This is a genomic window from Paracoccus sigandri, assembly GCF_003709565.1.
Classification (GTDB): domain Bacteria; phylum Pseudomonadota; class Alphaproteobacteria; order Rhodobacterales; family Rhodobacteraceae; genus Paracoccus; species Paracoccus siganidrum.
In genome coordinates, this window is the sequence record NZ_QNRC01000001.1 from 137,342 (window position 1) to 162,921 (window position 25,580).

Sequence of the window (25,580 nt, forward strand, 5' to 3'; positions counted from 1 at the left end):
CCCGGCCTCGCCCCCCTTTGCCCCGCCGCCGCTTTCTGCCAAAACGGGGCCGACAGCGCGAAAGGACCCGCAAATGACCCCGACCGGCTTCGGCAAAGGCAGCCACCTGCATCTGATCGACGGCTCGGCCTTCATCTTCCGCGCCTATCACGCCCTGCCGCCGCTGACGCGCAAATCCGACGGGCTGCCTGTGGGCGCGGTGGCGGGCTTCTGCAACATGCTGTGGAAATACGTCACGGATGAACGCGGCCAGGACGCGCCGACCCATGCCGCGGTGATCTTCGACCATTCCGCCAAGACCTTCCGCAACGAGATCTATCCCGCCTACAAGGCCAACCGCCCCGAGCCGCCCGAGGACCTGCGCCCGCAATTCCCGCTGACGCGCGAGGCCACCCGCGCCTTCAACATCGCCTGCATCGAGACCGAGGGCTTCGAGGCCGACGACATCATCGCGGCCTTCGCCTGCCAGGCCCGCGATGCGGGCGGCCGCGTCACCATCGTCAGCAGCGACAAGGACCTTATGCAGCTGGTGGGCGGCGGCGTCGACATGCTGGACCCGATCAAGGGCAAGACCATCGGCCCCGAGGAAGTGGCCGAGAAATTCGGCGTCGGCCCCGACCGGGTGGTCGACGTGCAGGCGCTGGCGGGCGATTCTGTCGACAACGTACCCGGCGCGCCCGGCATCGGCATCAAGACCGCCGCGCAGCTGATCAACGAATATGGCGACCTGGAAACGCTGCTGGAACGCGCCGCCGAGATCAAGCAGCCCAAGCGCCGCCAGACCCTGATCGACCATGCCGAGCAGATCCGCGTCTCGAAGCGCCTCGTCACGCTGGATTGCGACACGCCGCTGGACGCCTCTCTGGAAAGCCTGGAGATACGCGCCCCCGACCCTCAGGCCCTGCTGGGCTTCCTGGCCGATATGGAATTCCGCACCCTGACCGCCCGCGTGGCCGAGCGCCTGGGCGCCGAGCCGCCGGCGGTGGTCTCGGCCCCGCCCTCCGAGGCCCCGGCCGCGCCCGAACTGCCCGCCATCGACCATGCCGGCTACGAGACCGTGACCGACCGCGCCGCGCTGGACGCCTGGATCGCCCGGATCCGCGAGGCCGGCCATGTCGCCATCGACACCGAAACGACCAGCCTCGACGAGATGCAGGCGGCGCTGGTCGGCATCTCGCTGGCCGTCGAACCCGGCCGGGCCTGCTATGTCCCGGTGGGCCATGTCCAGGGCAGCGACGACCTGTTCGGCCAGGCCGCGCTGGTCGAAGGCCAGCTTCCGCTTGATCAGGTGCTGGCCGCGCTGAAGCCCGTGCTGGAGGATCCGGCGATCCTGAAGATCGGCCAGAACCTGAAATACGACTGGAAGATCCTGGCCCGGCAGATCCCAGAGTTGGGGGGCATCCGCATGGCGCCGCTGACCGACACGATGCTGATGTCCTATGCGCTGAACGCGGGCAGCCACAACCACGGCATGGACGAGCTGGCCGAGCGTTACCTGGGCCACAGGTGCATCCCGATCAAGGACCTGATCGGCAGCGGCAAGTCGCAGATCCGCTTCGACCAGGTGCCGATCGACAAGGCCGCCCCCTATGCCGCCGAGGACGCCGAGATCACCCTGCGGCTCTATCGCCATTTCGCGCCGATGCTGCCCGTCGAACAGGTCACCACCGCCTACGAGGTGCTGGAACGCCCGATGATCCCGGTCCTGGCCGACATGGAGCTGGCGGGGATCCGGGTCGAAACCGACACGCTGAAGCGCATGTCCAACGCCTTCGCCCAGAAACTGGCGGGGCTGGAGGACGAGATCCACGAACTGGCGGGCGAGAGGTTCAATGTCGGCAGCCCCAAGCAGCTGGGCGAGATCCTGTTCGACAAGATGGGCCTCGCCGGCGGCAAGCAGGGCAAGACCGGGGCCTTCTCGACCAGCGCCGACGTGCTGGAGGACCTGGCGGCCGAGGGCCACGACCTGCCCGCCCGGATCCTGGACTGGCGGCAGGTCGCCAAGCTGAAATCGACCTATACCGATGCGCTGCAGACCCATGTCGATCCCGATACCGGCCGCGTCCATACCAGCTATTCCATCACCGGGGCGCAGACCGGGCGGCTGGCCTCGACCGATCCGAACCTGCAGAACATCCCGGTCCGCACCGAGGAGGGCCGCCGCATCCGCGAGGCCTTCGTGGCGGCCGAGGGCCATCGGCTGGTCAGCCTGGACTACAGCCAGATCGAGCTGCGCATCCTCGCCCATGTCGCCGACATCCCGGCGCTGAAGCAGGCTTTCCGCGACGGCATCGACATCCACGCCATGACCGCCAGCCAGATGTTCGGCGTGCCGGTCGAGGGCATGGACCCGATGATCCGCCGCCGCGCCAAGGCGATCAATTTCGGGGTGATCTACGGGATTTCCGGCTTCGGCCTGTCGCGCAACCTGCGCATCCCGCGCGCCGAGGCGCAGCAGTTCATCGACACCTATTTCGAGCGTTTCCCGGAAATCCGCGCCTATATGGACAAGACCGTGGCCGACGCCAAGCAGGACGGCTTCGTGCGCACGCTGTTCGGGCGGCGGATCAACACGCCGGGCATCAACCAGTCCGGCCCGGCGGCCGGGGGCGCGCGGCGCGCGGCGATCAACGCGCCGATCCAGGGCGCCGCCGCCGACATCATCCGCCGCGCGATGATCCGCATGCCCGAGGCGATCCGCGGCCTGCCCGCGCGGATGCTGCTGCAGGTCCATGACGAGCTGGTCTTCGAGGTCCAGGAAAGCGCCGTCGAGGACCTGATCGCCGCCGCGCGCAAGGTGATGGAGGGCGCGGCCGAGCCGGCGGTGAAGCTGAACGTGCCGCTGATCGTCGATGCCGGCCACGGCATGAACTGGGCCGAGGCGCATTGATGGCCGATCCCCATGGACATGCTCATGGCCAGGGGAAGGGACAGGGCCATCACCACCACCACCACGGGCTCGACGGCGACCGCGCGATAGGCTGGGCGGTCGCGGTCAACCTGGCGCTGACCGTGGCGCAGATCGTCGGCGGGCTGATCGCCGATTCGACCGCGCTGATCGCGGACGGGATCCACAACCTGTCGGACGCGCTGGCGTTGGTCCTGGCCTTCGGCGCCCGCCGCCTGGCCCGCCGCGCCGCCACCCCGGAATGGAGCTTCGGCTGGGGCCGGGCGGAAATCGTCGCGGCCTTCGTCAACTACCTGGCGCTGATCGCGATCTCGGTCTGGCTGGCCATCGAGGCGCTGGGGCGGCTGGCCGATCCGCCGCAGGTGGCGGGCGGGCTGGTCATGGCGCTGGCGGGCTTCGCGCTGCTGGTCGACCTGGCGACAGCGGCGCTGGTCTGGCGGCAGGCCAAGGACAGCGTGAACATCCGCGCGGCCTTCCTGCACAACCTGGCCGATGCCGGGGTCTCGGTCGCGGTGATCATCGGCGGGGCGCTGATCTGGGCCTTCGGCTGGAACCTTGCCGACCCGATCCTGACGCTGGCGATCTCGGCCGTGATCCTGTGGCATGTCGTGCAGCAGGTCGGCCCGGTCTTCCGCATGCTTATGCTGGCCGCGCCGCCGGGCAGCGACCCCGAGGCGGTCCTTGCCGCGCTGCGGGGGCTGGAGGGGGTCGCGGGCGCGCATCACCTGCACCTGTGGCAGATCGACGAGAAACGCGCCGCCGCCTCGGTCCATCTGGTGGTGCCGGGCGCGGATTACCTGTCCGTCACCCGCGCCGCGAAGGCGCTGCTGGCCCGCGATTTCGGCATCGACCACGCCACGATCGAGGTCGAGCCGCCCGATGCCTGCGCCGACGCGGCCCAGGACGCCGCGGCGCAGGACCATCACGGCCACGGGCATTGAGCGCGATCAGATCGCCGGGCTGTGCCCGCCCGCCGGCGCGTCATAGCCGTCCAGCATCTGCGCGATCATCCGGGTCAGCGGCCGCCCCTCGGGCGTGATCCGCAGCCCGGCGGGACGGACCTCGACCATGGTGCCGAAACGGGCGATCAGCGGCGCATAGAGCGATTGCAGCTGCGCCTGGCTGAGCCCGTGGCGCTTGATCATCTCCTGCGACGAGATGCGGAAATCGCACATCAGCGATTCGATCATCCGCCCGCGCCAGTGATCCTCGGGGGTGAAGGCATGGCCGCGCGTGGTGGCCAGCCGCCCCTCGCGGATCGCGGCGGTATAGGCGCCGGTCGCCGGGGCGTTCTGCGCATAGCCCTGCGGATAGCGCGAGATCGACGAGGCCCCCAGCCCGATCAGCACCTGGGACCGGTCGTCGGTATAGCCCTGGAAATTGCGCCGCAGCTGCCCCAGGTCGCGGGCCCGCGCCAGCCCGTCGTGATGGCGCGAGAAATGGTCGATGCCGATCTCCAGATAGCCGTCGGCGGCGAACAGGTCGCGCGCGGTCTCGAACAGGGTCAGCCGGGCCTCGTTGTCGGGCAGCGTCTCCTCGGGGATCATCACCTGCCGCTTGGACATCCAGGGCACATGGGCATAGCCGTAAAGCGCCACCCGGTCGGGCGACAGGGCCAGCAGCTTCTGCACCGTTTCCGACATCCGGCTGCGGTCCTGATGCGGCAGCCCATAGAGGATGTCGGCATTCAGGCTGGCCACGCCGGCATCGCGAATCATCCGCACCGCATCGGCGGTGACCTGGAAGCTCTGCATCCGGCCGATGGTCTGCTGGATCAATGGGTCGAAATCCTGCACCCCGATCGAGGCGCGGTTCATGCCCGCCGCGGCCAGCGCCGCCATGCGCGGCGCGTCGATCTCGGACGGGTCGATCTCGACCGAGAATTCGCCCCTGGGCGCCAAGGGGAAGGCATCGAAGATCGCCCCGGCCAGATGCGCGATCAGGTCGGGCGGCAGCAGCGTCGGCGTTCCCCCGCCCCAATGCAGCCGCGACAGCCGCACCTTCGGCAGCCGTTCCTGCAGCAGGCGGATCTCGGCCAGCAGGGTCTGGGCATAGATCCGCACCGGGTCCAGGCTTTGCGTGCCCTGCGTCCGGCAGGCGCAGAACCAGCACAGCCGGCGGCAGAAGGGCACATGCAGGTAGAGCGAGATCTCGGACCCGGCGGGGATGGCCGCCATCCAGTCGCCGACATCGCCCGCACCGACGGACGGGGTGAAATGCGTGGCCGGAGGATAGCTGGTATAGCGCGGCACGCGCGCGTCAAACAGTCCCAGGCGGCGAAGTTGCGAAACGGTACTCATGCGGGTATGAATGGGGCACGATGCGCGCGAATGCCTTGACCCAGATCAAGACGCCCCCGGAAAGGGGCCAGCACGGCGAGATGCGCTGTGCGGAATGCCCGATTCGCTATCGCGCCGTCTGCGCCCATTGCGAATCCGACGAGCTGACCCTGCTGGAGGGCATGAAGTTCTATCGCAGCTTCGAGCCCGGACAGGCGATCGTCTGGGAAGGCGACCGGATGGATTTCGTGGCCTCGGTGGTGATCGGGGTGGCGACGCTGACCCAGACGCTGGACGACGGGCGCACGCAGATGGTGGGCCTGCTGCTGCCAAGCGATTTCCTGGGCCGGCCGGGGCGCGAGCGCGTGGCCTATAACGCCACCGCCACCACCAAGGTCGTGCTGTGCTGCTTCCGCCGCAAGCCCTTCGACGAAATGATGCGGCGCACCCCGCATATCGCGCATCGGCTGCTGGAGATGACCCTGGACGAGCTGGACGCGGCCCGCGAATGGATGCTGCTGCTGGGCCGCAAGACCGCGCGCGAGAAGATCGCCTCGTTCATCGCCATCATCGCCCGGCGCGAGGCATCGCTGAACAAGCGCCATCCCGGCGGCCGGATGGAGGTCGAGCTACCGCTGACCCGCGAGGCGATGGCCGATTACCTGGGCCTGACCCTGGAGACCGTCAGCCGCCAGGTCAGCGCGCTGAAGAAGGACGGGGTGATCGAGCTGAGCGGCAAGCGCGGCGTGATCCTGCCCGACTATGCCCGGCTGGTCGAGGAATCGGGCGACGATTCGGATGGCGGCTGGCTGAGCTGAGCCGCGGCGGCAGAGGGGGGCGCTGCCCCCCGTCCTGCGGACTCCCCCCGGGATATTTCCGCCAAGATGAAAGCCGGCCGATTCCCTGCCCGGCTTGGCATTTCCCGCCAAAAGCGTTAGGTCACGGGTCCCGGTCGCAGCCTACCCGGGTAACAAAACAAGGGTTCCAGAATGAAGACACTCGTCATCTGCTCGGGCGGATTGGACTCGGTTTCGCTTGCCCATATGGTCGCGGCAAGGCGCGAGCTGACCGGCCTTCTGTCCTTCGACTATGGCCAGCGGCACCGGAAAGAGCTGGATTTCGCCGCCCGCTGCGCCGCCCGGCTGGGCGTGCCGCATCAGCTGATCGACATTTCCGGCATCGGCGCGGCGCTGTCGGGATCGGCGCTGACCGACGCGCTGGAGGTGCCCGACGGCCATTACGCCGAGGAGACCATGCGCGTCACCGTGGTGCCGAACCGCAATGCGATCATGCTGGCCATCGCCTTCGGGATCGCCGCCGCCAAGGGCGACGAGGCGGTGGCGGCGGCCGTGCATGGCGGCGATCATTTCATCTATCCCGATTGCCGCCCCGCCTTCACCGACAGCTTCGCCGCCATGCAGAAGGCGGCGCTGGACGGGTATGCCGAGATCGAGCTGTTCGTGCCCTTCGTCCATCGCAGCAAGGCCGATATCGTCACCGAGGGCGCCCGCCACGCCACGCCCTTCGCCGAGACCTGGTCCTGCTACAAGGGCGGCGCGAATCACTGCGGGCGCTGCGGCACCTGCGTCGAGCGGCGCGAGGCCTTCGCGCTGGCCGGCATTGCCGACCCGACCAGCTATGACGATGCCGATTTCTGGCGCCGGGCGCTGGCCGGACATGCAGCGGGGGGCGCCTGATGTACCGGATCAGCAAGGAGTTCCACTTTTCCGCCTCGCATCAACTGGCGCATCTGCCGGCGGATCATCAATGCGCGCGGCTGCATGGCCACAACTATGTCGTCGTGGTCGAGCTGGCAGCAGCCGACCTGAACGCGGACGGCTTCGTGCGCGACTATCACGAGCTGAAGGCGCTGAAGTCCTATATCGACACCCATTTCGACCACCGGCACCTGGACGACGTGCTGGAGGTGCCCTCGACGGCGGAAAACCTGGCCCGGCATTTCTTCGACTGGTGCCGGGCCCGCTGGCCGGAAACCGCCGCGGTGCGGGTCAGCGAGACGCCGAAGACCTGGGCCGAATACCGGCCGGGCCCAGCATGAGCCGGCTGCGCATCGCCGAGATCTTCGGCCCCACGATACAGGGCGAGGGCGCGCTGATCGGCGAGCCGACGGTCTTCGTGCGCGCGGGCGGCTGCGACTATCGCTGCGCCTGGTGCGATTCGATGCATGCGGTGGACAGCCGCTATCGCGACACATGGGCGGCAATGACGAGCGAGGCGGTCTGGGCGAAGGTCCGGCAGCTGTCGGGCGGGCGGGCGCTGACGGTCTCGATCTCGGGCGGCAATCCGGCGATCCAGGATTTCGGGCCGCTGATCGAGATGGGGCGCGCGGCGGGCTATCGCTTCGCCTGCGAGACCCAAGGGTCGGTCGCGCGCGACTGGTTCGGGGCGCTGGACATGCTGGTGCTGAGCCCCAAGCCGCCCTCCAGCGGGCAGGTCACGGATTGGAACGCCTTCGCGGATTGCCTGGCGGCGGGACGGGGCGCGGGCCGGATGGTGATGAAGATCGTGGTGTTCGACGAGGCCGATTACGCATGGGCCCGGCAGGCCGCCGCGCGCCATCCCGACCTGCCGCTCTATCTGCAGCCGGGCAACCCGGAGGTCGACCCCTCGGTCCCGGTCGGCGCGCAACAGGTGGCCGACCGGCTGCTGTGGCTGGTCGAGAAGGTGACCGGCGACGGCTGGTTCGCGCCGCGCGTGCTGCCGCAGCTGCATGTGATGCTGTGGGGCAACAAGCGCGGGGTCTGAGGCAGCCGGCGCTCAGCGCGCCATCAGCACCGGAACCTTGGCCTTTTCCAGCATGTTCCGCGTCGCGCCGCCCAGGATCGCCTCGCGGAAGCGCGAATGGCCATAGGCGCCCATGACGATCAGGTCGGCGCCGATCTCGGTCGCGCGGCGGTTCAGCTCGTCGCTGATGGTGGGGGCGGTGCGGGCCAGGACCGCGATCTCGGCCTTGACGCCGTGGCGGATCAGCATCTGCGCCAGCGCCCCGCCGGGATCCGAGCGTTCCGCCCCCGCCCGGCGGGGGTCGATCACGGTGATCTCGACCGATTCGGCGGCCTTCAGCAGCGGCAGGGCGCGGCGGACGGCGGCCAGGGCCTCCAGCGACTGGTTCCAGGCGACCAGCACCCGGCGCGGCGGATTGGCGGGCAGGCCGGCATCGGCCAGGATCATCACCGGGCAGCCGCCCTCGAAGAGCGCGGCCTCGGTCACCGCCTCGGCGGCGGCGCCGGCCTCGGGGCCATAGGGGCGCGACAGCACCGTCAGGTCCGAGAACCGCGCCCGCATCCCCACCAGAGAGGCCAGCCCGCCGGTCTGCGCGGCGGCCGAATCGACGCTCCAGCGCAGGTCGGTCCTGGTCGCCAGACGCGCGCGGGCGGCCTTTTCCAGCACCTCGGCATCCTCGATCGCCTGGGCGATGGTTTCCTGGAACGCATAGGGCGCGCCGCCGGGAAAGAAATAGCCCGCCTCGGCCGGGTTGATGCCCAGGCAGAGCACTTCCAGATGCCCGTCCTCGCGCGTGGCCAGATCTGCGGCGGCGTCCAGCTGGGGCAGTTCGCGGGAATCGGTCAGGACGGTGAGGATCGTCTTATAGGCCATGGAAGCCTCCGTTGATGGCATTTCCGGCATGATACCTGGCAACTATCGCGCCGGCCTTGATCCGCGTCAAACCGGCTTTTTGACACAGATCAAGGTTTCTTGATCCGGCCCGGCCTATTCCCGGCCCATCGGAAGACCCCTTGGCGCAGCCGCGATTCGCGCTGCCCGGGCGGGAAATCCAGCCAAGGGGACACTGCGAGCCATGTGGAATTATGTGAAGCTGATCTTGCTGGGGAGCGTCGCGCTGATGGCTGCGATCGGCGCGAACCTGGCGCATGACCTGGCCTATATGGTCAACGCGCTGACGGTGATGCTGGTCGCCGGGGGCATGTTCGTCTGGGTGCTGCGCAATATCGACGAACCCGTCACCCGCCCGAATCCCAACGAATACATGGACGGAGTGGTCCGCGCGGGCGTCATCGCCACCTCGTTCTGGGGCGTCGTCGGCTTCCTCGTCGGCGTCGTCATCGCCTTCCAGCTGGCCTTTCCGGCGCTGAACTTCAGCGAGCTGGCGCAGGGCTACCTGAACTTCGGCAAGCTGCGTCCCCTGCATACCAGCGCGGTGATCTTCGCCTTCGGCGGCAACGCGCTGATCGCGACCAGCTTCTATGTCGTGCAGCGGACCTCGGCAGCGCGGCTGTGGGGCGGCAACGCGGCCTGGTTCGTGTTCTGGGGCTACAACCTGTTCATCGTGCTGGCCGCCTCGGGCTATATCCTGGGCGCCACCCAGTCCAAGGAATATGCCGAACCGGAATGGTATGTGGACTGGTGGCTGACCGTGGTCTGGGTGGTCTACCTGGCGGTGTTCCTGGGCACGATCATCAAGCGCAAGGAACCGCATATCTACGTGGCCAACTGGTTCTACCTGGCCTTCATCGTCACCATCGCCATGCTGCACATCGTCAACAACCTGTCGATGCCGGTCAGCGTCTTCGGGTCGAAATCCGTGCAGGTCTTCTCGGGCGTGCAGGACGCGATGGTGCAATGGTGGTACGGCCACAACGCTGTGGGCTTCTTCCTGACCGCCGGCTTCCTGGGGATGATGTATTACTTCATCCCGAAACAGGCCGAACGCCCGGTCTATTCCTACAAGCTGTCGATCATCCACTTCTGGGCGCTGATCTTCCTCTATATCTGGGCCGGCCCGCACCACCTGCATTATACCGCGCTGCCCGACTGGGCCTCGACGCTGGGGATGGTCTTCTCGATCATGCTGTGGATGCCCAGCTGGGGCGGCATGATCAACGGGCTGATGACGTTGTCGGGGGCCTGGGACAAGCTGCGCACCGACCCGATCATCCGCATGATGGTCGTCGCGGTCGGCTTCTACGGCATGGCCACCTTCGAGGGGCCGATGATGTCGATCAAGGCCGTGAACAGCCTGTCGCACTATACCGACTGGACCATCGGCCATGTCCATTCCGGCGCGCTTGGCTGGAACGGCATGATCACCTTCGGCGCGCTCTACTATCTGGTGCCGCGCCTGTGGGGACGCGAGCGGCTGTATTCGCTTGGCCTGGTCAGCTGGCACTTCTGGCTGGCGACCATCGGGCTGGTCCTCTACGCGGCCTCGATGTGGGTCTCGGGGATCATGGAGGGGCTGATGTGGCGCGAAGTGGACAGCCAGGGCTTCCTGGTCAACGCCTTCGCCGACACGGTCCAGGCCAAGTTCGCCATGAACGTCGTGCGCGCCCTGGGCGGTGTGCTGTACCTGACCGGGGGCATCATCATGGCCTGGAACCTGTGGGCCACCGTCGCCAGGCAACCCAAGGCCCATTCGACGGCCATCGCCGTGCCGGCGGAATAAGGGAAGCCAGCCATGCAAATCCTTCAAAAGCACAAGATCCTCGAAAAGAACGCGACGCTGCTGCTGATCTTCTCGTTCCTGGTGGTGACCATCGGCGGCATCGTGCAGATCACCCCGCTGTTCTACCTGGAAAACACCATCGAGAAGGTCGAGGGCGTGCGCCCCTACACACCGCTGGAGCTGGCCGGGCGCGACATCTATATCCGCGAGGGCTGCTATGTCTGCCACAGCCAGATGATCCGCCCGATGCGCGACGAGGTCGAGCGTTACGGCCATTACAGCCTGGCGGCGGAATCGATGTATGACCACCCGTTCCAGTGGGGCTCCAAGCGCACCGGGCCGGACCTGGCACGCGTCGGTGGGCGCTATTCCGACGAATGGCATGTCGACCATTTGCGCGACCCGCAATCGGTGGTGCCGGAATCGATCATGCCGAAATACGGCTTCCTGATGGACCGGCCGATCCGTCCCGACCGCATCCAGCAGCGGCTGCGCGCCGATGCCCGCGTCGGCGTGCCCTATGACGATGCGATGATCGCCGCCGCCGTGGCCGATTTCCGCGCCCAGGCCGATCCGAACGCCGATCCCTCGGGGCTGATGGAACGCTATCCGGGCGCCCAGCAGCGCAATTTCGACCGCCAGCCGCAGCTGACGGAGATGGATGCGCTGGTCGCCTATCTGCAAGTGCTTGGCACGATGGTCGATTTCTCGACCTTCGAGCCCGATCCGAACCGCTGAGCGAAAGGAGAAGTGAGCCATGGAACTTTACAGCTTCCTGCGCCAGCTGGCCGATAGCTGGGCTTTGCTTGCCCTGACGCTGTTCTTCGTCGGCATGGTGGGTTTCGTCTTCCGCCCCGGATCGCGCGTGGCGCAGAAGGACGCGGCCGAAAGCATCTTCCGCCACGAGACCCGCCCGGCCACGGCGGATGAGAAGGAGAGCCGGTAATGGCCGACGAGGACAAGAACAGCCCGCTTGGCAACCAGCCCCCGGCAGGCAAGCCCGCCGATGACGTCGCCTCGCCCGCGAACCCGGACAACCGGATCGACCTGGAACGCCAGTCGGCCGATGCCGAACATGCCGCCAAGATCGCCGGCGAGATCCCCGAGCGAACCCGGCCCGATGCCCCGGTCGCCCCGAAAATGCGCCGGCCGGCCCGCCGCAAGGGGCTGGTGCAGGAGGTCGGCTCGACCGGGCATGAATGGGACGGGATCACCGAATACGACAACCCGATGCCGCGCTGGTGGCTGTGGACCTTCTATGCCACGATCGTCTGGGCCATCGGCTACATGATCGCCTATCCGGCGATCCCGCTGGTCAGCGGCGCGACCCAGGGCCTGCTGGGCACCAATTACCGCAAGGAGGTCGCGGCCGAGATCCAGCGCTTCGACCAGGCCAATGCCGGGGTGCAGGCCCGCCTGACCGAGGTCGCGCTGGAGGAGATTCCGGGCGATGCGGAACTGTCCAACTATGCGATGAACGCCGGCGGCGCGGTGTTCCGCACCTGGTGCGCGCAGTGCCACGGCTCGGGCGCGGCGGGGGCTGCGGGCTATCCGAACCTTCTGGACAACGACTGGCTCTGGGGCGGCTCGCTGGAGGAGATCCACCAGACGATCCGCCACGGCATCCGCGACCCGCTGGACCCCGACACCCATTATTCGGAAATGCCGCGCTTCGGCACCGACGAATTGCTGGACCGCCAGCAGATCGCGCAGGTGGTGGATTACGTCCTGTCGCTGTCCGACCTGCCCCACAACGCCGCCAGCGCCGCGGCGGGGGCAGAGGTCTATGCCGACAATTGCGCGGCCTGCCACATGGATGACGGCACCGGCGACCGCGACCAGGGCGCGCCCAACCTGGCGGATGCGGTCTGGCTCTATGGCAGCGACCGCGCCACGGTGACGCGCATCGTCGCGGAAGGCCCGCATGGGGTGATGCCGGCCTGGGCCTCGCGCCTGTCCGAGGCCGATATCCGCGCCGTCACCGCCTATGTCCACGCGCTGGGGGGCGGCGAATAGCCGCCCCTCGGCCCCGGTTTCCGCACTGTCCACCCAACTCGGTGCGGAATAGGCCGGTCCCCCATCCTGTTCGCGCGTTCCTTGGGGGGCCGGCTGAAGATTAACAGGGTTTCGCGGCCCGGAACAATCCGCCCGCCACCGGGCACGACCATAGCCGCGTCATCCCAGGGGTTTTCGTGCCGGTCCCATCGGCGCGGAAACGGCCGGTCTCCGTCCTGTTCGCGCGTTCCTCGGAGACCGGCCGCCTTTTTTCCCGCCCCCCGGCTTTCAGGCCGCCAACTCGCCCCGCAGCGAATTCGGCGCGCTTTCCAGGATGCGGACCTGGACCAGATCGCCGATCTGCGCCTGGGGCGCCTCGACGAAGACCGAATGCAGATAGTCCGACTTGCCGACCATCTGCCCCGCCTCGCGGCCCGGCTTCTCGAACAGCACGCCAAGGGTGCGCCCGACCATGGCTTCCTGCGCGGCCTTCTGCTGGCGCGTCAGCAGCGCCTGCAATTCCTGCAGCCGCGCATCGGCCAGATCGCCGTCGACCTCGGGGCGGTCATAGGCCGGGGTTCCCGGACGCGGCGAATACTTGAAGCTGAAGGCGGTGCCGAAATTCACCTGCGCCACCAGGTCCAGCGTCGCCTGGTGGTCGGCATCGCTCTCGCCCGGAAAACCGACGATGAAATCGCTGGTCAGCATGATGTCGGGGCGCGCGTCGCGGATCCGGTCGATCAGCCGCAGATACTCGGCGGCCGTGTGCTTGCGGTTCATCGCCTTCAAGATCCGGTCGCTGCCCGATTGCACCGGCAGATGCAGATAGGGCATCAGCTGCGGCACGTCGCGATGCGCCTCGATCAGGTCTCCGGCCATGTCGTTGGGGTGGCTGGTCGTATAGCGGATCCGGTCCAGCCCGTCGATTTCGGCGATCGCCCGGATCAGGCGCCCGAAGCCCCATTCGCGCCCATCCGCGCCCGCGCCATGCCAGCCATTGACGTTCTGGCCCAACAGCGTGATCTCGCGCACGCCGCGGGCGACCAGGTCGCGGGCCTCGGCCAGGATGCGCTCGACCGGGCGGCTGACCTCGGCGCCGCGGGTATAGGGCACGACGCAGAAGGCGCAGAACTTGTCGCAGCCCTCCTGCACGGTCAGGAAGGCCGCGGGCGCGCGGCGGGTCGCCCGATTCAGGCTTGTGCGGGCCGGCAGGTGGTCGAACTTGTCCTCCTCGGGGAAGTCGGTGACGATCCGCGGCGCCTCGCCGCGCACCATGGCGGGCAGGCGGTGATAGGCCTGCGGGCCGACGACCAGATCGACCAGCGGCATCCGCCGGGTGATCTCCTCGCCCTCGGCCTGCGCGACGCAGCCCGCGACGCCGATCTTCAGGTCGGGACGTTCGGCCTTCAGCGGCTTCAGCCGGCCCAGGTCGGAATACAGCTTCTCGGCCGCCTTTTCCCGGATATGGCAGGTGTTCAGCAGCACCATGTCCGCCTCGGCCTGGTTCTCGGTCAGCACATAGCCTTCCGCGCCCATGGCCTCGGCCATGCGCTGGCTGTCATAGACATTCATCTGGCAGCCATAGGTCTTGATGAATAGCTTCTTGGCTGCCGAAGATGCGGCCGGGGTCTTGGCTTGGTCACTCATGCCGTGCTGTCCTTGGAATTCGCGTGCTGATACAGGAAAGCGCGGCTTTTGGAAAGGCGGGCATGGAAAGCGACCTGGTCACGATCAAGCATATCGGCCCCGCGACGGCGAAGGCGCTGGTCGCGGCGGGGGTGCCGGATGCCGCCAGCCTGCGGGCGATGGGCGCGCATGAGGCCTATCGCGCGCTGCTGGTCGCCGGCGAGAAGCCGCATTTCATCGGCTATTACGTGCTGCACATGGCCCTGCAGGGCCGCCCCTGGAACGACTGCCAGGGCGCGGAAAAGGCCGTCCTGCGCGAACGCTTCGATTCGCTGCTGGCCGAGGTCAGGGGCACGCCGCTGACCGGAATCGAGGCGGCGCTGGACCAGATCGGGCCGCGGCGCCCCTGAAGGCCGCTGAAAAGACAGGGAAAGATTTTCTTGCAATACATACCGACTGGTAGGTATGTTTAACCATGGCACGAAAGACGAAACAGGACCCGGACCGGGGCGATGCCCGCACGAGGCTGCTGGAGGCCGCCCGCGACATCGTCCGCGCACAGGGCTTCGCCGCCACCAGCGTCGACCAGCTGTGCCGCGCGGCGGGCGTCACCAAGGGCGCCTTCTTCCACCATTTCGCCAGCAAGGAGGCGCTGGGGGTGGCCGCCGCCGAATACTGGTCCGAAACCACCGGGGCGCTGTTTGCCGCCGCGCCCTATCACGACCACGCCGATCCGGTGGATCGCGTGCTGGGCTATGTCGATTTCCGGCGGCAGCTCATCGCCGGGGAACTGGAGGCCTTCACCTGCCTTGTCGGCACGATGACGCAGGAAGCCTATCACGCCCATCCGGCGATCCGGGAGGCCTGCGCGGCCAGCATCTTCGGCCATGCCGCGACGCTGGAACCCGACATCGCCGCCGCGATCGAGGCGCGCGGCATCCGCGCCGACTGGACGCCCGCCAGCCTTGCCGCCCATACCCAGGCGGTGCTGCAGGGCGCCTTCATCCTCGCCAAGGCCGCGGACGATCCGTCCGTCGCCACCGACAGCGTCGATCACCTGAAACGCTATCTGACGCTGCTTTTCGCAGCCCCGTCCCAGGGAGGACATCATGACTGACGACATCAACGAACTGGTCCTGGAACGCGTCCTGGACGCCCCGCGCGCGGCGCTGTGGCGCTGCTGGACCGAGCCCGCCCTGCTGGAACAATGGTTCTGCCCCAAGCCCTGGCATGTCACCGACGCGGTGATCGACCTGCGGCCCGGCGGCGAATTCTCGACCGTGATGCACGGCCCCGAGGGCGAGGAATTCCCCAATACCGGCGTCTTCCTGGAGATTTCCGAGGGGCGCAAGCTGGTCACCACCGATGCGTTCCGGCCGGGCTGGCGGCCCTCGGGGCGACCCTTCATGGTCGCCGAGATCAGCTTCGAGGATGCCGGCGAGGGCCGGACCCGCTATGTCGCCCGCGCCATGCACTGGACCGAGGAAGCCCGCAAGGAACATGAATCGATGGGGTTCCACGAAGGCTGGGGCGCGGCCGCCGACCAGCTGGAGGAACTGGCGAAGACTTTGTGACAGGAGGATCTCATGGAACCGACCATCTATCTGTTCTTCAAGGGCAATTGCCTGGAGGCGATGACCCGCTACGCTGATGTCCTGGGCGGCGAGATCACCGGCGTCTTCCGCAACCGCGACGCCGCGCCCGAGGACCGGATGCCCGGCGATCAGGACATGGTGATGAACATGGCGATGCGGCTTGGCCGCTCGACCGTCATGGCCTCGGACAATTCGGCCGAGATGTATGAGCGTCCGCAAGGCTTCTACGTCACCATCGAGACGCCCTCGCGCGACGAGTTCGACCGGGTCTTCGCGGCGCTTTCCGAAGGCGCCGAAAGCATCGCGATGCCGCCCGGCGAAACCTTCTGGGCCGAGCGTTTCGCGATGTTCCGCGACGGCTTCGGCACGCCCTGGATGCTCAGCTTCACCGGCGCGAAGGGCCAGCCGTCCTAGGCACGCGCCGCATCCGGCGGATCTGGGCGGGACGGCAGATCGCCGCGGGCGGCGGGCATTCCGACATCCGCCGCCCGGTCCCGCCGGCAGAGTGCCCGCCCGCCCCGGCCGGCGCCGCGCTGCCCATTGAACGCCCCGCGCCGCCCGGCTAGCTTGCCCCCGAACCGGTCCATGGAGGCACGCGAGATGAACAAACCGCAAAGCTGGGAAGCCCGCGCCGACGAATATTCGCTTTACGGATTTACCGACCTGCCAAGCGTGAACCAGCGCGGCGCGGTGGTGCTGACCCATGGCGAGGGGCCCTATGTCGTCGACGTGAACGGCCGTCGCTACCTGGACGCCAATTCGGGCCTGTGGAACATGGTCGCGGGCTTCGACCACAAGGGTCTGGCCGAGGCCGCCAAGGCCCAATACGACCGCTTCCCCGGCTATCACGCCTTCTTCGGCCGCATGTCCGACCAGACCGTGATGCTGTCGGAAAAGCTGGTCGAGGTGTCCCCCTTCGCCCGCGGCAAGGTCTTCTATACCAATTCCGGCTCGGAAGCGAACGACACCATGGTCAAGATGCTGTGGTTCCTCCATGCCAGCGAGGGCAATCCGCAGCGCCGCAAGATCCTGACCCGCTGGAACGCCTATCACGGCGTCACGGCGGTTTCCGCCAGCATGACCGGCAAGCCCTACAATTCGGTCTTCGGCCTGCCCTTGCCCGGCTTCATCCACCTGACCTGCCCGCATTACTGGCGCGAGGGCAAGCCGGGCGAGACCGAGGAGCAGTTCACCGCCCGCCTGGCCCAGGAACTGGAGGACACCATCCAGCGCGAGGGTCCCGACACCATCGCCGGCTTCTTCGCCGAACCGGTGATGGGCGCGGGCGGGGTCATTCCGCCCTCGGCGGGCTATTTCCAGGCGATGCTGCCGATCCTGCGCAAATACGGCATCCCGGTGATCTCGGACGAGGTGATCTGCGGCTTCGGGCGCACCGGGAAGCTGTGGGGCTGCCAGACCTATGACTTCATGCCCGACGCGATCATCTCCTCGAAGAACCTGACCGCCGGGCTGTTCCCGATGGGCGCGGTGATCCTGGGACCGGAACTGGCCGACCGCGTGCAGGCGGCGGTCGAGCGGATCGAGGAATTCCCGCATGGCTTCACCGCCTCGGGCCATCCGGTCGGCTGCGCCATCGCGCTGAAGGCCATCGACGTGGTGATGAACGAGGGGCTGGCCGAGAATGTCCGCCGCCTTGCCCCGCGGATGGAGGCCGGGCTGCGCGCGATCATGGAACGCAGCGACCATATCGGAGAGCTGCGCGGCATCGGCTTCATGTGGGCGCTGGAGGCGGTGAAGGACAAGGCGACGAAAACCCCCTTCGACGCGCATCTGTCGGTCAGCGAGCGCATCGCCAATACCTGCACCGACCTGGGCCTGATCTGCCGGCCGCTGGGGCAGTCCATCGTGCTTTGCCCGCCCTTCATCCTGACCGAGGACCAGATGGACGAGATGTTCGACAAGCTGGAACAGGCGCTGAAAAAGGTCTTCGCCGAACTGGGCTGAGCGCCGCGGGGCCGCGCGCCTCATCGCGCCCGGCCCGCCCAGGGCACCGCGCCAAGATAGTCCGCGGTCCCGGTGATGCGCAGCCCCTGCCCGGTCGCGTCGATCGCCAGCGCGCCGGTCTGCCGCAGGCTGACGGGATCGAAGAATAGGCAGGCCCCGGTGCCCTCGCGGCGGTCCCTGGGAACCGCCTCCGAGGCGATCACGATCCGGCCGGGCCGGCAGGCCTCCAGCGCGCGCAGGCCCGATCCCTTGCCGGTGAAATGCCAGACGGTCAGCCCGGCCTCCGGCCAGTCGATCCGCCGGTCCCGGCCGTCGCCCTGCCAGCCCGGCCGTGCCGCCGCCTGTTCCTGCGTGGCGATGTCGCCATCCTCCAACAGCCAGTTGCCGGCGACGAAGCTGCCGCCCGAGGGCTTGGACATCGCCCGGCCCTGCGGCGTCATCAACCCGGCGGCCTCGCCCTCGGGCGCGATCAGCAGGGCGGGCCGCTGCCCCGCCGCCCACAGGCCGGCCGAGCCCAGCAGCAGCAGCCAGCCAAGCGCCTGCCCGGCCAGCGGCAACGAGGGGCGCAGGCTTTGCCCGCGCCGCCAGCACAGCACCGCCAGCGCCGCGCCGAAACCCATCATCGGCAGCACCTGCCAGGGCGGCATCGGGATCGCCGTCACCGCACCATTCAGCCCGGCGACGGCTTCGGCCACCAGCAGCATCCATTTCGTGCCGATGCCCATCACCCAGATCGCCGGGCCCGCAAGGCCAAGCGGCGCCAGCAGCGCGGCGATCACCCCCGCCGGCATGACCAGCGTGCCCATGACCGGCACCGCCAGCAGGTTGGCGACCAGCCCGTATTGCGCCATCCGGCTGAAATGCGCCGCCGCGATGGGCGAGGTCGACATGCCCGCCACGAAGGACGACACCAGCAGCATCGCCACCGGCCGCAGCCACCACGGCACCCGATGCGCCACCGCCAGCCAGGGCCCATAGCTGAGGATCAGCGCGGCGGTGGCGGCAAAGCTCATCTGGAAGCCCGGCGACATCAGCGATTCGGGGCTGTAGATCAGGATCAGCACCGCCGCCAGCGCCAGCGTCCGCAGCGAGATCGCGCGCCGGTCGGCCAGGATCGCGCCCAGCATGACGGCGACCATGATGAAGGACCGCTCGGTCGCGACGCCGCCGCCCGACAGCCACAGATAGATCGCCGCCGCCGCCATGGCCGCCCCCGCCGCCAGCTTGTGCGTGGCCGGCGGCAGGCGCGCGCCCAGGCCCCCCGCCAGCACCAGCGCCAGCCGCAGGGCGTTGTAGACGAAGCCCGCCAGCATCCCCATGTGCAGCCCGGAAATCGAGATGATGTGGTAGAGGTTCGAGGCCCGCATGATCTCGTTCGTGGCCTCGCTGATGCCGGATCGGTCGCCGGTCATCAGCGCCGCCGCCACCGCGCCCTCCTGCCCGCCGATGGCCTGCTGCAACCCCGCGCTGATCGACATGCGCGCCCGGTGCATCCACCACATGCCGCCCTCGGGCGGGGCGACGGCCATGACCGGGTTGCGGGTATAGCCGACCGCGCCCAGCCCGCCGAACCAGGCATGCTGGCGGAAATCGAAGCTGCCCGGCGCGGCGGGTCCCGGCGGCGGACCCAGATGGCCGGTCAGCATCACCCGCTGGCCCAGGGGCGGCGGCTCGGTTTCGGCAGCCGCGCCCATCAGCGACAGGCGGACACGATGCGGCACGCGGTCGGGGGCGGTATTCCTCAGCACCACCTGGTCCAGGGTCAGCCGGATCCGGTCGCGGGCCGAGCGGTCGATCGCGACCAGCCGTCCTTCCACCGGGCCGTAATAGCGCCATTCCATCACCGGCGCCGCGACCATGGCGGAACGCGCCGCCGTCAGCCCCAGCCCCAGCACGACCAGCACCACCATCGCCGCGCCCAGCCGCAGCATGTCGGCCAGGCCCCAGCCGATCCGGCCGCGCGCGGCCAGCCGCGGCGCGGCAAGCGCCAGCAACAGGGCCGGAAGCCCGGCCGCGGGCAGGACCATCAGCATGGGTCCCGCCCAGAAACCCGGCGCGGCGAACCACAGCCCGATCCCCGCCGACATCCAGACCGGCACCCACAGGAACAGCCCCGCCCGGCTGATCGCCGCCGGGCGGGGTCGGCGCATGGCTCCTGCCGGAACAGCCGGCCGGGACGGAGCGTTTCCCGGCCGTGCTGCCTGCGTTGCAGACGCCGCAATGCCCGAAAGGGCAGACATTCTTGTCCTTTCCCGACCGCTTCTCTATCACTCGCGCAAAGAATGGCATGGGCGGCTTACCAAAAGGTTAACGCGCGTCCTCCTCCAGCGACTGCAAATTCAAAGGCTTTGATGTCCCAGACCCCCCCTGTCGTCACCCGTTTCGCCCCTTCCCCGACCGGCTATCTGCATATCGGCGGCGCGCGGACGGCGCTGTTCAACTGGCTCTATGCCCGCGGCCGGGGCGGGAAATTCCTGCTGCGGATCGAGGATACCGACCGCGCGCGCTCTACCCCCGAGGCGACGGCGGCGATCCTGAAGGGGCTGGAATGGCTGGGGCTGAACTGGGACGGCGAGCCGGTCAGCCAGTTCGCCCGCAAGGACCGCCATGCCGAGGTTGCCCGGCAGATGCTGGCGGCGGGCACGGCCTACAGGTGCTTCTCGACCCCCGAGGAAATCGCCGCCTGGCGCGAGGCGAACCCCCGCCAGCCGTTCCAGAGCCCCTGGCGCGACGCCACCGACCTGCCGGACGCGCCCCATGCGATTCGCCTGCGGGCGCCACGGACGGGCGAGACGGTGATCGAGGACGCCGTGCAGGGCCAGGTCCGCGTCGCCAACGACCAGCTGGACGACATGGTGCTGTTACGCAGCGATGGGACACCGACCTACATGCTGGCCGTCGTGGTGGACGACCACGACATGGGCGTGACGCATGTGATCCGGGGGGACGACCACCTGACCAATACCGCGCGGCAGATCCAGATCTATGACGCGATGGGCTGGCCGCGCCCGGTCTTCGCCCATATCCCGCTGATCCATGGCGAGGACGGCAAGAAACTGTCCAAGCGCCATGGCGCGGTGGGGCTGCACGAATTCGCGGCGCTCGGCTATCCGCCGGCGGCGATGCGCAACTATCTGGCGCGGCTGGGCTGGAGCCATGGCGACGACGAGCTGTTTGACGACGCGCAGGCCCGCGAATGGTTCGACCTGCCCGGCATCGGGCGGGCGCCCGCGCGGCTAGACTTCAGGAAGCTGGAACATGTCAGCGGCCACCATATCGGCGCGATGGAAGACGCCGCGCTGCTGGCGCTGCTGCAGGATTTCCTGCGCGAAACCGGCGCCCCGGCCCTGACGGACCGCCAGCGGCAGCGGCTGGAAGCGGCGCTTCCGGCCTTGAAGGAAAAGGCGAAAACCCTGCCCGCCCTGCTGGACCAGGCCCGTTTCGCGCTGATCGAGCGGCCGGTCGAGATCGACGAGAAAGCAGACAAGTCCCTGGATTCGGTATCCCGTGGTATGCTGAAATCGTTGACTGCCGCATTGCAGCATGCTAGCTGGACCCGCAACGAGCTGGAGCAGGCGGCGAAGACGGTCGCCGAGGAAAATGGCGTCGGATTGGGCAAGATCGCGGGCCCGCTGCGCGCCGCTCTGGCCGGACGGACCGCCACTCCCAGCGTGTTCGACATGATGACGGTGCTAGGCCGCGAGGAATCGCTGGCCCGGCTTCAGGACCAGACCGAATTGGCAGGCTGAAGCCTGCTCTCACATGCCAGGGCCGCCCCGAGCAAAAGGATGGATGGCCTGGCTCAGCCGGAAAGGACGTTTAGATGGCCGAACCGAACAAGGCGACACTGCGCATCAAAGGGGCCGAATACGAGCTGCCGATCCTGACGCCGACCATCGGGCCCGAGGTTCTGGATATCCGCAAGCTCTATGGCCAGGCGGATGTGTTCACCTACGATCCCGGTTTCACCTCGACGGCAAGCTGCGATTCGACGATCACCTTCATCGACGGCGACAAGGGCGAGCTGTGGTATCGCGGCTATCCGATCGAGCAGCTGGCCGCCAAATCGCATTACCTGGAAGTCTGCTACCTGCTGCTCTACGGCGAATTGCCGACCGAGGCGCAGATGGTCGATTTCGAGAACCGCGTCACGCGCCACACCATGGTGCATGAACAGATGCACAACTTCTTCCGCGGCTTCCGCCGCGATGCGCATCCCATGGCCACGATGGTCGGCGTCATCGGCGCGATGTCGGCCTTCTATCACGATTCGACCGACATCAACGACCCCTGGCAGCGCGAGGTCGCCGCGATCCGGCTGATCGCCAAGGTGCCGACCATCGCCGCGATGGCCTACAAGTATTCCATCGGCCAGCCCTTCGTCTATCCGCAGAACGAGCTGGATTATGCCAGCAATTTCCTGCACATGTGCTTCTCGGTCCCGGCCGAGAAATACAATGTCGATCCGGCCCTGGCCCGCGCCATGGACCGCATCTTCACGCTGCATGCCGATCACGAGCAGAACGCCTCGACCTCGACCGTGCGGCTGGCCGGATCGTCGGGGGCGAACCCCTTCGCCTGCATCGCCGCCGGCATCGCCTGCCTGTGGGGTCCCGCCCATGGCGGCGCCAACCAGGCCTGCCTGGAGATGCTGCGCGAGATCGGCAGCGTGGAGCGCATCCCCGAATATATCGGCAAGGCCAAGGACAAGGACGATCCGTTCCGCCTGATGGGCTTCGGCCACCGGGTCTACAAGAATTTCGACCCGCGCGCGAAGGTGATGAAGGAATCGGCCGACGAGGTGCTGGACCTGCTGGGCGTCCAGAACAACCCGACGCTGCAGGTCGCCAAGGAGCTGGAGCGGATCGCGCTGGAGGACGATTACTTCGTCTCGAAGAAGCTCTATCCGAACGTGGATTTCTACTCGGGTATCATCCTCGAGGCGATGGGCTTCCCGACCTCGATGTTCACGCCGATCTTCGCGCTGTCGCGCACGGTGGGCTGGATCGCGCAGTGGAAAGAGATGATCGGCGATCCGCAGAACAAGATCGGCCGTCCGCGGCAGCTCTATGTCGGCGCCGAGAAGCGCGACTATGTGGATGTCGCGAAGCGCTGATCGCGGCGGCAGGCGATGCGAAGGGGGCCGGGCGGCCCCCTTTTTCGTGACCGGAGGCGCGCAGGGGACGGCGGATCTTGCGCGCAAGGCGGGGCTTTGGCATGGAGCCTGACATGAGTGACACGCATCAACAGACGGGCGCGCAGAAGCTGGCGCTGGTGACAGGGGCCTCTCGCGGGCTGGGGGCGGCGCTGGCCGAGGGGCTGGCGGCGCGGGGCTATCACATCCTGGCCGTGGCCCGGACGGTCGGCGGGCTGGAAGAGCTGGACGACCGCATCCGCGCAGCCGGGGGCAGCGCCACGCTGGCGCCGATGGACGTGGCCGAGGCCCCGGCCATGCAGCAGATGGTGCAGGCCATGGCCGAGCGCTGGGGCGGGCTGGACCTGTGGGCGCATTGCGCGATCCATGCCGCGCCGCTGTCGCCGGTGCCGCATATCGACGGCAAGGACTGGTCGAAATCCGTGCTGGTCAATCTGGAGGTGACGCGCGGGCTGATCGCCCTGCTGGAGCCCCTGCTGATCGCGCGGCAGGGCACGGCGCTGTTCTTCGAGGATGCGCGCGGCGGGGCCAAGTTCTTCGGCGCCTATGGCGCGACCAAATCCGCCCAGATCGCGCTGGCCCGCAGCTGGCAAGCCGAGGCCGAGCGGATCGGGCCGCGGATCGTGATCGACAGCCCCGCCCCGATGCCCACCGCCCTGCGCGCGCGGTTCTTCCCCGGCGAGGACCGCGGCGCCCTGACGCCCTGCAAGGCCGAGGCCGAGCGGATCCTGGCGGCGCTTTAGAATTTTCCCGGGGAATTGCGTCCCGCGACGGCGGGGGGCTTCGCGCCCCCCGCACCCCCCGCGGGGTATTTCGACAACGAAGAAGCTTCAGGTCAGGGGAGCGGTCGCCTGGGCCAGCCAGTCGCGGCTTAGGGGATCGAGGAGCGGCGAGATCTCGGCGCGGACGCGGGCGTGATAGGCGTCGAGCCAGGCGATCTCGTCGCGCGACAGGCTGGCCAGGTCGATCAGGCGGCTGTCGATCGGGCAGAGCGTCAGCGTCTCGAAGCCCAGCATCTGGCGGCCGGGTTCGGATTCGGCCTCGGTGACGGCGACCAGGTTCTCGATGCGGATGCCGAAGGCGCCCTCGCGGTAACAGCCGGGCTCGTTCGAGAGGATCATGCCGGGCTCCAGCGGCAGGTCGCTGGCGCGGCTGATGCGCACCGGGCCCTCATGGACGCAGAGCGCCGCGCCGACGCCGTGGCCGGTGCCGTGGTCGTAGTCAAGCCCCGCCATCCACAGGAACTGCCGCGCCAGCGCGTCGATATGGGCGCCGGCCACGCCGCGCGGAAAGCGCGCGCGGCTGAGCGCGATCATGCCGCGCAGGACCGCGGTATAGGGGGCGCGGGCCTCGGCCGGGGGGGCGCCGAGCGGCAGGGTGCGGGTGATGTCGGTGGTGCCGTCCGCATATTGCCCGCCCGAATCCAGGAGCAGCAATTCGCCTTCCCGTAGGCGGCGGTTGCTGGCGCGGGTGACGCGGTAATGGACGATGGCGCCGTTCGGGCCGGTGCCGCAGATCGTGTCGAAGCTGATGTCGAGGATGCCTTCCTCCCGGCGCAGCGCCTCGAGCTTCTCGACCAGGTCGATCTCGGTCAGCGAAGCCACCTGCTGCGCGTCGAGCCAGGCGAGGAGCCGGATCATCGCCACCGCGTCGCGGCGGTGGGCGGCGCGCATCCCGTCCAGTTCGGCCGCGTTCTTGCGCGCCTTGGGCAGGATCGCCGGGTCAGGCGCGCGGGCGATCGGGGTGCCGGCGGCCTCGACCAGGCGGAAGGCGGCCTCGGGGGCGGTGGCCGGGTCCAGCCGCACCGGGCCTTCCAGCGCGCCAAGCGCGGCCGAGAGGCCCTCGGGCGGCAGGATCGAGACCTCGTTGCCCAGCCGCGCCCGCAAGGCGTCGTCGAATTTCGCCGGGTGGGCGAAAAGCGAGACATGGCCGTCATCGCCCAGCACCGCGAAGCCCTGCACGACCGGGTTCTTGGGCAGGTCGCTGCCGCGGATGTTCAGAAGCCACGAGATCGAATCGGGCAGCGACAGAAAGGCCGCCGCCTGCCCGGCATCGCGCAGCGTCGCGGCCAGGCGGTGGCGCTTGGCATGGGCGCATTCGCCCGCCAAGGCATCGTCATGGGGCCGCGCCTTGCCCAGGGGCGGCGGCGGGCGGTCGGTCCAGACGGCATCCAGCGGGTTTTCGTCCAGCGCCACCAGCCCGATGCCGCTGTCCGCCAGCCCCTTCTCCATCGCCTCGATCTCGGAGCGGGTATGCAGCCAGGGATCGAAGCCGATGCGGCCGCCCTCGGGCAGCGCCTCGGCCAGCCAGGCCGAGGGGCGGGTCTCGGGCCAGGGAACCGGGGTGAAGCAGTCGAGGTCGATCTGCGACTTCACCTGCACCCGGTAGCGGCCGTCAATGAAGACCCCGGCGCGATCCGCTGTCACGATGGCGAAGCCCGCGCTGCCGGTAAAGCCAGTCAGCCAGGCCAGCCGCGCATCGGCATCGGCGACATATTCGCCCTGATGGGTATCGGCGCGCGGCACGATGAAGCCGTCCAGCCCCAGCGCCGCCAGCCTTTCGCGCAGGGCGGCAAGGCGGGCGGGATGGTCGCCGCCGCCGGCGGGGTCGTCAAAGCTCTGGAACATCGGGC

Annotated in this window: 23 protein-coding genes; 18 read left to right on the forward strand and 5 right to left on the reverse strand. The window is 68.4% G+C overall.

Going from position 1 to position 25,580, the window contains the following annotated elements; all coding sequences use genetic code 11:
- Positions 1-73: 73 nt before the first annotated feature.
- Together polA and C9E82_RS00785 are read left to right on the forward strand one after the other, a co-directional pair.
- Entirely contained in the window at positions 74-2,890 is a 2,817-nt protein-coding gene (gene polA, locus C9E82_RS00780) for a DNA polymerase I (protein ID WP_119898449.1), read from the forward strand.
- Entirely contained in the window at positions 2,890-3,849 is a 960-nt protein-coding gene (locus C9E82_RS00785; protein ID WP_119898450.1) for a cation diffusion facilitator family transporter, read from the forward strand. Before polA ends, C9E82_RS00785 begins: the two co-directional genes overlap by 1 nt.
- A gap of 6 nt (positions 3,850-3,855) precedes the next feature.
- On the opposite strand, the gene hemN is transcribed toward C9E82_RS00785, so the two are convergent.
- Entirely contained in the window at positions 3,856-5,208 is a 1,353-nt protein-coding gene (hemN, locus tag C9E82_RS00790; protein WP_119898451.1) for an oxygen-independent coproporphyrinogen III oxidase, read from the reverse strand.
- 80 nt (positions 5,209-5,288) lie between these two features.
- Here hemN and fnrL point away from each other — a divergent pair, with 80 nt between their 5' ends.
- From fnrL to queE, 4 genes are all read left to right on the forward strand, one after another.
- A complete protein-coding gene (gene fnrL / locus C9E82_RS00795) occupies positions 5,289-6,005 on the forward strand; it encodes a transcriptional regulator FnrL (RefSeq protein ID WP_119898470.1) in 717 nt (238 codons plus the stop codon).
- Between the two features lie 171 nt (positions 6,006-6,176).
- The gene (gene queC / locus C9E82_RS00800; RefSeq protein WP_119898452.1) at positions 6,177-6,884 is read left to right on the forward strand and encodes a 7-cyano-7-deazaguanine synthase QueC; all 708 of its coding nucleotides are present in this window, start codon (positions 6,177-6,179) and stop codon (positions 6,882-6,884) included.
- Positions 6,884-7,246: a 6-carboxytetrahydropterin synthase QueD gene (gene queD, locus C9E82_RS00805; protein ID WP_119898453.1), complete on the forward strand. Its 363-nt coding sequence runs from the start codon at positions 6,884-6,886 to the stop codon at positions 7,244-7,246. The genes queC and queD overlap by 1 nt, the downstream gene beginning before the upstream one ends.
- Complete coding sequence (gene queE / locus C9E82_RS00810; RefSeq protein ID WP_119898454.1) at positions 7,243-7,953, forward strand: 7-carboxy-7-deazaguanine synthase QueE; 711 nt, start codon at positions 7,243-7,245, stop codon at positions 7,951-7,953. Before queD ends, queE begins: the two co-directional genes overlap by 4 nt.
- 12 nt (positions 7,954-7,965) lie before the next feature.
- On the opposite strand, the gene C9E82_RS00815 is transcribed toward queE, so the two are convergent.
- Entirely contained in the window at positions 7,966-8,805 is an 840-nt protein-coding gene (locus C9E82_RS00815) for a universal stress protein (protein WP_119898455.1), read from the reverse strand.
- A gap of 202 nt (positions 8,806-9,007) precedes the next feature.
- On the opposite strand from C9E82_RS00815, the gene ccoN reads away from it, so the two are divergent.
- From ccoN to ccoP, 4 genes are all read left to right on the forward strand, one after another.
- Positions 9,008-10,612, forward strand: coding sequence for a cytochrome-c oxidase, cbb3-type subunit I (gene ccoN / locus C9E82_RS00820; RefSeq protein WP_119898456.1), 1,605 nt, complete (start codon positions 9,008-9,010; stop codon positions 10,610-10,612).
- A gap of 12 nt (positions 10,613-10,624) precedes the next feature.
- Positions 10,625-11,350 carry a cytochrome-c oxidase, cbb3-type subunit II gene (ccoO, locus tag C9E82_RS00825; RefSeq protein WP_119898457.1) on the forward strand — a complete coding sequence of 242 codons (726 nt, stop codon included), beginning with the start codon at positions 10,625-10,627 and terminating at the stop codon, positions 11,348-11,350.
- 19 nt (positions 11,351-11,369) lie between these two features.
- Complete coding sequence (locus tag C9E82_RS00830; protein ID WP_119898458.1) at positions 11,370-11,558, forward strand: cbb3-type cytochrome c oxidase subunit 3; 189 nt, start codon at positions 11,370-11,372, stop codon at positions 11,556-11,558.
- A 194-nt stretch (positions 11,559-11,752) separates the two neighbouring features.
- On the forward strand, positions 11,753-12,628 hold the full coding sequence (gene ccoP, locus C9E82_RS00835; protein ID WP_240643559.1) for a cytochrome-c oxidase, cbb3-type subunit III: 876 nt from the start codon (positions 11,753-11,755) through the stop codon (positions 12,626-12,628).
- 267 nt (positions 12,629-12,895) lie between these two features.
- On the opposite strand, the gene miaB is transcribed toward ccoP, so the two are convergent.
- Entirely contained in the window at positions 12,896-14,254 is a 1,359-nt protein-coding gene (gene miaB, locus C9E82_RS00840) for a tRNA (N6-isopentenyl adenosine(37)-C2)-methylthiotransferase MiaB (protein ID WP_119898460.1), read from the reverse strand.
- 62 nt (positions 14,255-14,316) lie between these two features.
- On the opposite strand from miaB, the gene C9E82_RS00845 reads away from it, so the two are divergent.
- The 5 genes from C9E82_RS00845 to C9E82_RS00865 all read left to right on the forward strand — a co-directional run bounded on the left by C9E82_RS00845 (position 14,317) and on the right by C9E82_RS00865 (position 17,793).
- A complete protein-coding gene (locus C9E82_RS00845; RefSeq protein ID WP_119898461.1) occupies positions 14,317-14,643 on the forward strand; it encodes a TfoX/Sxy family DNA transformation protein in 327 nt (108 codons plus the stop codon).
- A gap of 65 nt (positions 14,644-14,708) precedes the next feature.
- The gene (locus C9E82_RS00850) at positions 14,709-15,350 is read left to right on the forward strand and encodes a TetR/AcrR family transcriptional regulator (protein ID WP_119898462.1); all 642 of its coding nucleotides are present in this window, start codon (positions 14,709-14,711) and stop codon (positions 15,348-15,350) included.
- Positions 15,343-15,807, forward strand: coding sequence for an SRPBCC family protein (locus C9E82_RS00855; RefSeq protein ID WP_119898463.1), 465 nt, complete (start codon positions 15,343-15,345; stop codon positions 15,805-15,807). The genes C9E82_RS00850 and C9E82_RS00855 overlap by 8 nt, the downstream gene beginning before the upstream one ends.
- 12 nt (positions 15,808-15,819) lie before the next feature.
- A complete protein-coding gene (locus tag C9E82_RS00860; RefSeq protein ID WP_119898464.1) occupies positions 15,820-16,242 on the forward strand; it encodes a VOC family protein in 423 nt (140 codons plus the stop codon).
- A 186-nt stretch (positions 16,243-16,428) separates the two neighbouring features.
- Positions 16,429-17,793, forward strand: a complete 1,365-nt coding sequence (locus C9E82_RS00865) for an aminotransferase (RefSeq protein ID WP_119898465.1) — start codon at positions 16,429-16,431, stop codon at positions 17,791-17,793.
- A gap of 20 nt (positions 17,794-17,813) precedes the next feature.
- On the opposite strand, the gene C9E82_RS00870 is transcribed toward C9E82_RS00865, so the two are convergent.
- Complete coding sequence (locus C9E82_RS00870; RefSeq protein ID WP_119898466.1) at positions 17,814-19,943, reverse strand: ComEC/Rec2 family competence protein; 2,130 nt, start codon at positions 19,941-19,943, stop codon at positions 17,814-17,816.
- A gap of 201 nt (positions 19,944-20,144) precedes the next feature.
- Here C9E82_RS00870 and gltX point away from each other — a divergent pair, with 201 nt between their 5' ends.
- From gltX to C9E82_RS00885, 3 genes are all read left to right on the forward strand, one after another.
- The gene (gene gltX / locus C9E82_RS00875) at positions 20,145-21,542 is read left to right on the forward strand and encodes a glutamate--tRNA ligase (protein WP_119898467.1); all 1,398 of its coding nucleotides are present in this window, start codon (positions 20,145-20,147) and stop codon (positions 21,540-21,542) included.
- A gap of 74 nt (positions 21,543-21,616) precedes the next feature.
- A complete protein-coding gene (gene gltA / locus C9E82_RS00880; protein ID WP_119898468.1) occupies positions 21,617-22,909 on the forward strand; it encodes a citrate synthase in 1,293 nt (430 codons plus the stop codon).
- 113 nt (positions 22,910-23,022) lie between these two features.
- On the forward strand, positions 23,023-23,691 hold the full coding sequence (locus tag C9E82_RS00885; protein ID WP_122449168.1) for an SDR family NAD(P)-dependent oxidoreductase: 669 nt from the start codon (positions 23,023-23,025) through the stop codon (positions 23,689-23,691).
- 87 nt (positions 23,692-23,778) lie between these two features.
- On the opposite strand, the gene C9E82_RS00890 is transcribed toward C9E82_RS00885, so the two are convergent.
- Positions 23,779-25,575 carry an aminopeptidase P family protein gene (locus C9E82_RS00890; RefSeq protein WP_122449169.1) on the reverse strand — a complete coding sequence of 599 codons (1,797 nt, stop codon included), beginning with the start codon at positions 25,573-25,575 and terminating at the stop codon, positions 23,779-23,781.
- Between the last annotated feature and the right edge of the window lie 5 nt (positions 25,576-25,580).

Coding starts and splice junctions, on each gene's coding strand:
- hemN (WP_119898451.1), bottom strand. CDS start 5,208: ATGAGTACCGTTTCGCAACTTCGCCGCCTGGGACTGTTTGACGCGCGC.
- queD (WP_119898453.1), top strand. CDS start 6,884: ATGTACCGGATCAGCAAGGAGTTCCACTTTTCCGCCTCGCATCAACTG.
- ccoP (WP_240643559.1), top strand. CDS start 11,753: ATGCGCCGGCCGGCCCGCCGCAAGGGGCTGGTGCAGGAGGTCGGCTCG.
- fnrL (WP_119898470.1), top strand. CDS start 5,289: ATGCGCTGTGCGGAATGCCCGATTCGCTATCGCGCCGTCTGCGCCCAT.
- queC (WP_119898452.1), top strand. CDS start 6,177: ATGAAGACACTCGTCATCTGCTCGGGCGGATTGGACTCGGTTTCGCTT.
- C9E82_RS00785 (WP_119898450.1), top strand. CDS start 2,890: ATGGCCGATCCCCATGGACATGCTCATGGCCAGGGGAAGGGACAGGGC.
- C9E82_RS00830 (WP_119898458.1), top strand. CDS start 11,370: ATGGAACTTTACAGCTTCCTGCGCCAGCTGGCCGATAGCTGGGCTTTG.
- miaB (WP_119898460.1), bottom strand. CDS start 14,254: ATGAGTGACCAAGCCAAGACCCCGGCCGCATCTTCGGCAGCCAAGAAG.
- C9E82_RS00845 (WP_119898461.1), top strand. CDS start 14,317: ATGGAAAGCGACCTGGTCACGATCAAGCATATCGGCCCCGCGACGGCG.
- C9E82_RS00815 (WP_119898455.1), bottom strand. CDS start 8,805: ATGGCCTATAAGACGATCCTCACCGTCCTGACCGATTCCCGCGAACTG.
- C9E82_RS00865 (WP_119898465.1), top strand. CDS start 16,429: ATGAACAAACCGCAAAGCTGGGAAGCCCGCGCCGACGAATATTCGCTT.
- C9E82_RS00850 (WP_119898462.1), top strand. CDS start 14,709: ATGGCACGAAAGACGAAACAGGACCCGGACCGGGGCGATGCCCGCACG.
- polA (WP_119898449.1), top strand. CDS start 74: ATGACCCCGACCGGCTTCGGCAAAGGCAGCCACCTGCATCTGATCGAC.
- C9E82_RS00855 (WP_119898463.1), top strand. CDS start 15,343: ATGACTGACGACATCAACGAACTGGTCCTGGAACGCGTCCTGGACGCC.
- gltA (WP_119898468.1), top strand. CDS start 21,617: ATGGCCGAACCGAACAAGGCGACACTGCGCATCAAAGGGGCCGAATAC.
- C9E82_RS00870 (WP_119898466.1), bottom strand. CDS start 19,943: ATGCGCCGACCCCGCCCGGCGGCGATCAGCCGGGCGGGGCTGTTCCTG.
- ccoO (WP_119898457.1), top strand. CDS start 10,625: ATGCAAATCCTTCAAAAGCACAAGATCCTCGAAAAGAACGCGACGCTG.
- C9E82_RS00885 (WP_122449168.1), top strand. CDS start 23,023: ATGAGTGACACGCATCAACAGACGGGCGCGCAGAAGCTGGCGCTGGTG.
- C9E82_RS00860 (WP_119898464.1), top strand. CDS start 15,820: ATGGAACCGACCATCTATCTGTTCTTCAAGGGCAATTGCCTGGAGGCG.
- queE (WP_119898454.1), top strand. CDS start 7,243: ATGAGCCGGCTGCGCATCGCCGAGATCTTCGGCCCCACGATACAGGGC.
- gltX (WP_119898467.1), top strand. CDS start 20,145: ATGTCCCAGACCCCCCCTGTCGTCACCCGTTTCGCCCCTTCCCCGACC.
- ccoN (WP_119898456.1), top strand. CDS start 9,008: ATGTGGAATTATGTGAAGCTGATCTTGCTGGGGAGCGTCGCGCTGATG.
- C9E82_RS00890 (WP_122449169.1), bottom strand. CDS start 25,575: ATGTTCCAGAGCTTTGACGACCCCGCCGGCGGCGGCGACCATCCCGCC.